Consider the following 6,901-nt stretch of genomic DNA (forward strand, 5'->3'; position numbering starts at 1 on the left):
TAACTTTTGGACCAAATGTATCCGCAGTAACACCTTCTGGTAGCCTGCTACTTTTTCTTTTTCCACACTTGCAACAGCGGCCATTGGTATTCCACAACATAAGCTGGCAAATCAACTTTTTGATGAATGTATGGCTCTTTCGATATCGCAATTTCTCCTCCGCACTCGCAAGAACTCTATTTTCACCACTTCATCTGCTTCCATTTTAGGGCGATACTTTCCTTCATGCCCAATCTGTGCCCCTATTTTCCTGTCACTTTTTTTCTTTTTCTTCTTTAGCTTGTATAACTCTTTTGAGCTCGGTATCGATGAATTTTGTGAATTCAGACCTAGTCTTTCTTTCAATTCAGCATTTTCGATTCTTAGCGCCTTATTCTCAGATCTAAAATTTTCGTTTTCTATCTCTAACCTCTTTATCTCTGCTTTTAGTTGCTCTATCTCTATTTTAAAGCTTTCACAGAGCTTGAGAAGACTAGCTAGTAGATCAGACATATTTACCACACATACTACTTGTGATATTATGTTTTTAGCACTCCTCGTCTACTTTTTATTTTACCGCTCCGCTGAACGGATACCTTTTTTTTACTGTTTGAGTATGTAAGGATTATGACGACCTATCCCAAACCTCAACTATATCCTCACTAAACTCTATTATCTTTGTTTTTTTAAACTGATAACAGTTGTTAATGAATTGAATCCCTAAATCTCCTACAAAAGGAGTGGCATCATTGCCTAAAATTTTACCACTGCGGCATATTATCAACCTGTCGATTAAATTACACTTTAATAGTTCTGTGATTAACACTCCTCCACCTTCAACTAATAATCTTGTTATACCAATTTCTGAAACAAGTTTTAATGCCATGTCCTTTAGGCAAACCTTACCTGCGTTGCTTGAATTAACTACTAAGTAGTTAATGTTTTTTATTTTTTTCTCTACTTCTTTATTTGTGATGACCCAAGTTATTACTTTGTCTGCAGTCTTTGCAATGTTATGCTCTTCCTTTAATCTCCATTGACTATCTATAATTAGCCTTATTGGCGATCTACTTCCGAGTCCTGGTAATCTGCAAGTTAAGAGTGGATCATCATTAATAAGAGTATTGCTGCCAATCATAATTGCATCATATTTCGTTCTGAGCTCATGCACCCAGTTTCTCGTATTTTCACTTGTTATCCATTTGCTATCGCCTGTAAATGTTGCGATTTTTCCGTCAAGAGTTGTTGCGACTTTGCAAGCTATAAATGGTCTATGTAATTCTTTAGTGGTGAAAAAACCGACATTCAGTTCTTTTGCCTCTTTTTGCATAATACCTTGCTCAACTTCAATTCCTGCTTCTTTCAGAGCTTTCATGCCTCTGCCTGAAACTCTACTATCTGGGTCAATAGTTGCAATTACTACTCTTTTTATGCTAGCTTTTATGATTTTTGCAGTGCAAGGCCCCGTGACTCCGTGATGACAACATGGCTCAAGAGTGATATATATAGTTGCGCCATGAGTTGAATCTTTAGCGTTTTGCAAAGCGACTACCTCCGCATGCGGACGCCCACCAATCCCTGTGTATCCCTCACTAACAATTGCACCATCCTTTACAATAACACACCCGACAGCAGGATTTGGTGCAACATTTCCAAGATTTTTTTCTGCAAGCCTTAATGCAATTGACATGAAATGATCATCAGTCATTAGAAAGAAGTCATTTCGTATGAGGTATCAAAAATTCTTCTGTGCTCGTGTATAGCAAATCTATCTGTCATACCTGAGATATAGTCACATATTATTACTGAACGCTGAGATTCACAAGCGAGTTTGCTCCACTCTGTGGGAAGTAATCCTGGGTTTTCATAAAAACATTGAAAGAGTTCCTGTATTATGCGTTTTGCTTTGTTCATCGTTCTACTCAGTTTATAGCTTCTGTATATTTTCTCCATGTTGAATCTTTTCATTTCTTTTGCAGCATTCGCAACTTCTGGTGAAAATGTGACTAGCATTTTATTTAGACTTCTTACGTCTTCTAAGCTTTTTATTTTGTGATCTTCAATATTTCTTTCAGTCTGAGAAACAACATCACTTATCATAGTTCCTATAGTTCCACTCAGTGATTCATGTATGAGTTTGCTCTGAGGCAATTCTGAATATCTGCTCCTTATGTCTTTAAACATTTTTTCAATTAAAGGAACATTCAGCAAATCTTCGATGGTTACTAAATTCGCCCTGAGTGCATCATCAAGATCGTGAACACTGTAAGCAATATCATCGGCAATTGAAGCAACTTGCGCTTCAATGCTTGAAAATTCTTCAAGTTTTAGATCATATTTTTTGTTGTATTCTAATAACAGCTGATTACTTGTAGAAGACTCCGCGTTTTGACCAAGCAAGGGACCGTTATGTTTTGCAACTCCTTCAATCACCTCCCAACTTAGATTCATACCATCAAAATCAGCATGTTTTTGTTCAAGATAAGTTAAAATCCTTATAGCTTGAACATTATGATCAAACTCATACTTCTCGTTATCAAGATTCAAATCTTGAATTGATTTCTTTAGAGCATCTTCACCTGCATGACCAAATGGAGAATGACCAAGGTCATGTGCAAGCGCTATGCATTCAGTGATATCCTCATTTAAGCCAAGTCTACGCGCAATGGACCTTGCAATTTGTGCAACTTCAAGGCTATGAGTAAGCCGAGTGCGATAGTAGTCGTGCTCATAATTGATAAAAACTTGTGTTTTGTACTCCAATTTTCTAAACGCATTAGAGTGAATGATACGGTCCCTATCACGCTGAAAGCAGCTGCGATTCCCATCTTCTGGGTCTTTGAAGTATCTCCCTTTTGTTTTGCTTGGAAAACATGCATAATTTAATAGAAAATTATTGTTTGACATGTAAAATTTCTACTATAATAAGTTATCAATAATAGACGGTGGTTACTATGTCAACAAATTACAACATCAACTTAACTGATAATGCACTAAAAAAAATCCACTCTCTTGCAGAGCAGGAAGGAGATAAGAGTTCCGTTTTACGGGTTGCAGTTTCAGGCGGTGGATGTTCTGGCTTCAAATACAATTTTCTTATGGATCAAATGAATAAAAATCTATCTTTGGATGATGAAGATGATGATTACGATGATGAGTTTGATGACGAAGACGAAGATGATGATTATGAAGAAAGCGAGGACTATAGAAGCCATTCCAGTTTTAGCGAAAAAGGTAAAGATATAGTAATTAATGATGAAAATGGTAATCCTGTATTAATTGTTGATAATTGTTCAGCAAAATTTTTAAATAACTCAGTTATAGATTATACTGAGGATCTCAGTGGTTCTGGTTTTCAAATAAAGAATGCCTTTGCTAAGTCTCAATGTGGTTGTGGTAACAGTTTTGCGGTTTAATTATTACTAAAACTTAGATGCCTTCTGGATCTTTTAAACATGGGTGGTAATGTAGCACTAGAACTAACTTCCGTAGATAAAAGCTTCAAGGACAATTCTGCTGTTGTAAAGGATATCAACTTAAGTGTCACAAGAGGGCAAGTAGTAGCGCTGATTGGCGATTCAGGTGCAGGGAAAACAGCTATATTGCAAATCGCAGGCTTGTTGGACAAGCCAACTTCAGGTATAGTGACGATAGATGGAATAAATTGCACACAAGCCAGTAATAAGCATAAAACTCATGTAAGAAGAAATTTTCTTAGTTTTGTTTATCAATTTCACTATTTGTTACAAGAGTTATCGGTGTTGGAAAATATTATGCTTCCTCAACTCATTGCAGGAAAAAGCAAAGCTGAAGCAAAAAAAAATTCGCAAGCAATGTTGGAAAAATTTGGTCTGGAAAACAAAGCAAGTAGCATGGTATCTGAAGTTTCGGGTGGGGAAAGGCAGAGAGTTGCAATTGCAAGAAGCATTGTAAATTCTCCAAAGCTTTTACTTGCAGATGAGCCAACAGGAAATTTAGATCCAACAAATTCTTTTAACGTGTTTTTACTGCTACATTCATACGTAAAGGAAAATAACAGCTCTATGCTTATAGTAACACACAATCATCTCCTTGCAGACAAGGGAGACTGCATTTTCCAATTGAGAGATCGATCATTAGTGAAGTTGTGAATAGGAAAAATAGCACAATTTCTATGCCTTATACTTATCTAACCAATGATCATTAACAGAGTACAACTCGCATGAAATGCTTTCATTGCTTTTTATACACGGACTTTTTAACTTACGCTGTTTACTTAGGGAACACCCCGATAACATGAACACAGCTAAAACAAAAAACAATAGCTTTTTAAACATAACAAAACCTTTTCATTTATATTACTACACTCATTTCTCTTGTTTGTAAAGATTAGGCATATTCTTTTACCCTTACCTCTTTTTTGACCTTTTGAAAAGAAATAGTTGCACTATTCAAGCGCAGTTTTATATAATTGTCCACGATTTGAGTCACTTCCTCTTCTTTATCCTTTAGAAAGTGATTAGTATCATCTATTATATGGTATTTCATGTGATCACTTCTTACTGAATTTATCAACCTTTTTGCTAATTCTGTTACATCGCTTTCTTCTGAGATTGTATCATTACTGCTTTGTATTATAAGCCCAGAAACTGGACAGGGAGAAAGAAAAGAAAAATCGTACTTAGTTACCGGAAGAGAAAGAGCAATAAAACCCACTATCTCAGGGCGGCGCATTGTTAGCTGCATAGCCACCCATGCTCCAAAAGAAAAACCAGCGATCCAAATTGGAACATTGCTAGGATTATGTTCCTGAAGCCAATCAATGGCTACCGCAGCGTCAGTTAATTCTCCTATACCCTTATCAAAAGTTCCGGTAGATTTTCCCACACCACGAAAGTTAATCTTCAATGCAGAAAAATTGTTATCGATAAAAGACGTATATGTACTATGTACAATTTTACTGTCCATATTACCACCATATTGAGGATGATGATGTAAAACCAGCACAACCGGCGCGTTGGCATCTTTGCTTTGGTGGTATTCACCTTCTATCTTTCTTGTTGCATTATTCAAAAAAACTTCAACCACGGTAACCCATAATAAGAACCCGCTTGACAGGTATTAACGACGTGAGTTACTAATTATGTATTAATTTCGCTGTTTTTGCAATAAATTTTTTATCGTGTTAAAGCTAACGTACATAGTTATGGCTATAGTTGATGGTAAACTTATTTAAGTGACAGATGAGTCCATTCTCTTTAGAAAATAGTGGTTGCGTATATGCTGATTACAATGCAACTGCTCCAATTAGTGAAAATGTAAAAAAAAGTATATTTGAGGTCTTGTTAAAACAAACGCTCAATCCATCATCACTACATAAAAGAGGACAAGAAGCGAGGAAGATTCTTCAGGATGCAAGAGATAACGTACGTGGTGCTATTGGCGTCTCAAGTGATAAAGAAATAGTTTTTACGTCTGGTGCAACTGAAGCGAATAACCTTGTTATGAGAGGAATAGCAGGCTACCTGCATATAATTTCAGCTATAGAGCATCCTTCAATTCTTAATTCTGCATGTAATCCATATATAATACCTGTTAATCAGGAGGGCATTGTTGACTTTTTAGAGCTAGAAAAAATTCTAAGCGAACTTAAAGGAAACAAAGCAATAGTTTCAGTTATGATGGCAAATAACGAAACCGGAGTTATTCAACCTATTGAGGAAATAGCTAAAATAGTACATAAGTTTGGAGCAATTTGCCACACTGACACTGCTCAAAGTGTTGGGAAAATTAAATTTAATATGGAAGATTTAGGAGTGGATTTACTCACTTTATCCGCCCATAAATTTGGCGGTGTAGCAGGCAGTGGAGTTTTAATATTCAATAAAGAACTTGCGATAGAACCTATTATAATAGGTGGTGGACAAGAGAAGGGATTTCGTGGTGGTACGGAAAATATTGTTGCGATTGCAGGCCTTTCTGCTGCACTGCAAAATATTCCAGACCTTCTATCAAAAATGGATGAAGTAAAGGAGCTACGTGATCAATTAGAGTGTGAATTATTAAATCTTGCCAGTGACATAAGAATCTTCGGTAAAAACTCTAAGAGGCTGCCAAACACAAGTTTTATTTATATGCCAAGAGTAAAGAGTGATGTGCAGCTTATGCATTTTGACTTGAATCATATTGCAGTTAGTAATGGCTCCGCATGTTCTTCTGGAAAAGTTGAGCCTTCCCATGTTTTGCTTGCAATGGGGGCAACAAAAGAGCAAGCAGAGTGTTCAATTAGAATCAGTATAGGTCCAGAAACTAAACCACAAGACATAAAAAAAATAGTGGATTGTTGGTATAATATCTACAAGCAGAACTCCTTGGTATAGATAATACGTGATATCATGCATGGAGCTATAAATTAGATGTAAAAAATTCCTTTACAAGTTTCGCCAGCCCCCTTATCATAACCATACGCGTCAAGTTAAGAGATTGTGAGCAAATTTAGAGAGGTTAAAGTGGATACTCTAGCCCTTCTAGGTTTGTCTTTTAATGAAAATCGCGACCAAGTTATAGTGAGTTTTTTAAGAAATGCTTTTAAACTATTAATTTTGGTTAATACTAAAAATAACTCTCTAACCCGCCTTTTTAGATCAATAAATGCCTTTGTTAAGCTAAGTTCTGTATTCTTTTTCACTTCTGTGCAACCAACTATGCCGTGAAATATAAGAATTGCACACAATTTAGCATATAGTTCACATAATACTCTGCATGGCTTTCCTTTTACCTTATCAAGCCTGATATGGCTTTTATACAATTTAAATAATAACTCAATTTGCCACCTTACTCTGTAAATCGTTAATACTTGCTCAGCACTAATTTTATTTTCTGGAACATTAGTTATAAATATTGACCAGTTCAACAATTTTTGATTTCTTTTAGAGGATGTATA

At 35.9% G+C, this 6,901-nt stretch carries 7 protein-coding genes and 1 pseudogene; 3 read left to right on the forward strand and 5 right to left on the reverse strand.

Annotation, left to right across the window (positions count from 1 at the left end; translation table 11 throughout):
- From OZD68_RS02780 to OZD68_RS02790, 3 genes and pseudogenes are all read right to left on the reverse strand, one after another.
- A pseudogene (locus OZD68_RS02780) lies at positions 1–492 on the reverse strand (DUF6444 domain-containing protein); the annotation flags it as partial.
- Positions 493–604: 112 nt separating this feature from the next.
- Positions 605–1,687 (reverse strand): bifunctional diaminohydroxyphosphoribosylaminopyrimidine deaminase/5-amino-6-(5-phosphoribosylamino)uracil reductase RibD, encoded by a 1,083-nt coding sequence (gene ribD, locus OZD68_RS02785; protein ID WP_182309495.1) that lies wholly within the window; start codon positions 1,685–1,687, stop codon positions 605–607.
- Complete coding sequence (locus OZD68_RS02790; protein WP_182309496.1) at positions 1,687–2,886, reverse strand: deoxyguanosinetriphosphate triphosphohydrolase; 1,200 nt, start codon at positions 2,884–2,886, stop codon at positions 1,687–1,689. The genes ribD and OZD68_RS02790 overlap by 1 nt, the downstream gene beginning before the upstream one ends.
- A gap of 47 nt (positions 2,887–2,933) precedes the next feature.
- Here OZD68_RS02790 and OZD68_RS02795 point away from each other — a divergent pair, with 47 nt between their 5' ends.
- Both OZD68_RS02795 and OZD68_RS02800 read left to right on the forward strand, forming a co-directional pair.
- Entirely contained in the window at positions 2,934–3,395 is a 462-nt protein-coding gene (locus tag OZD68_RS02795) for a HesB/IscA family protein (protein ID WP_182309497.1), read from the forward strand.
- Between the two features lie 39 nt (positions 3,396–3,434).
- Positions 3,435–4,109: an ABC transporter ATP-binding protein gene (locus tag OZD68_RS02800; protein ID WP_182309498.1), complete on the forward strand. Its 675-nt coding sequence runs from the start codon at positions 3,435–3,437 to the stop codon at positions 4,107–4,109.
- A gap of 238 nt (positions 4,110–4,347) precedes the next feature.
- On the opposite strand, the gene OZD68_RS02805 is transcribed toward OZD68_RS02800, so the two are convergent.
- Positions 4,348–5,046 carry an alpha/beta hydrolase gene (locus OZD68_RS02805; RefSeq protein WP_151808056.1) on the reverse strand — a complete coding sequence of 233 codons (699 nt, stop codon included), beginning with the start codon at positions 5,044–5,046 and terminating at the stop codon, positions 4,348–4,350.
- Positions 5,047–5,201: 155 nt separating this feature from the next.
- Here OZD68_RS02805 and OZD68_RS02810 point away from each other — a divergent pair, with 155 nt between their 5' ends.
- Positions 5,202–6,338 (forward strand): cysteine desulfurase family protein, encoded by a 1,137-nt coding sequence (locus tag OZD68_RS02810; protein WP_182309499.1) that lies wholly within the window; start codon positions 5,202–5,204, stop codon positions 6,336–6,338.
- Between the two features lie 95 nt (positions 6,339–6,433).
- Here the strand turns inward: OZD68_RS02810 and OZD68_RS02815 are convergent.
- Positions 6,434–6,901 (reverse strand): transposase (locus tag OZD68_RS02815; protein WP_275008720.1); only part of this gene is annotated, 468 nt, incomplete at its 5' end.

It is taken from the genome of Wolbachia endosymbiont of Drosophila bicornuta, from assembly GCF_028982105.1.
GTDB lineage: Bacteria > Pseudomonadota > Alphaproteobacteria > Rickettsiales > Anaplasmataceae > Wolbachia > Wolbachia pipientis.

What these genes read in the sequence shown, in the direction of transcription:
- OZD68_RS02795 (WP_182309497.1), top strand. Translation starts at nt 2,934, where the DNA reads ATGTCAACAAATTACAACATCAACTTAACTGATAATGCACTAAAAAAA.
- OZD68_RS02790 (WP_182309496.1), bottom strand. Translation starts at nt 2,886, where the DNA reads ATGTCAAACAATAATTTTCTATTAAATTATGCATGTTTTCCAAGCAAA.
- OZD68_RS02810 (WP_182309499.1), top strand. Translation starts at nt 5,202, where the DNA reads ATGAGTCCATTCTCTTTAGAAAATAGTGGTTGCGTATATGCTGATTAC.
- ribD (WP_182309495.1), bottom strand. Translation starts at nt 1,687, where the DNA reads ATGACTGATGATCATTTCATGTCAATTGCATTAAGGCTTGCAGAAAAA.
- OZD68_RS02800 (WP_182309498.1), top strand. Translation starts at nt 3,435, where the DNA reads ATGGGTGGTAATGTAGCACTAGAACTAACTTCCGTAGATAAAAGCTTC.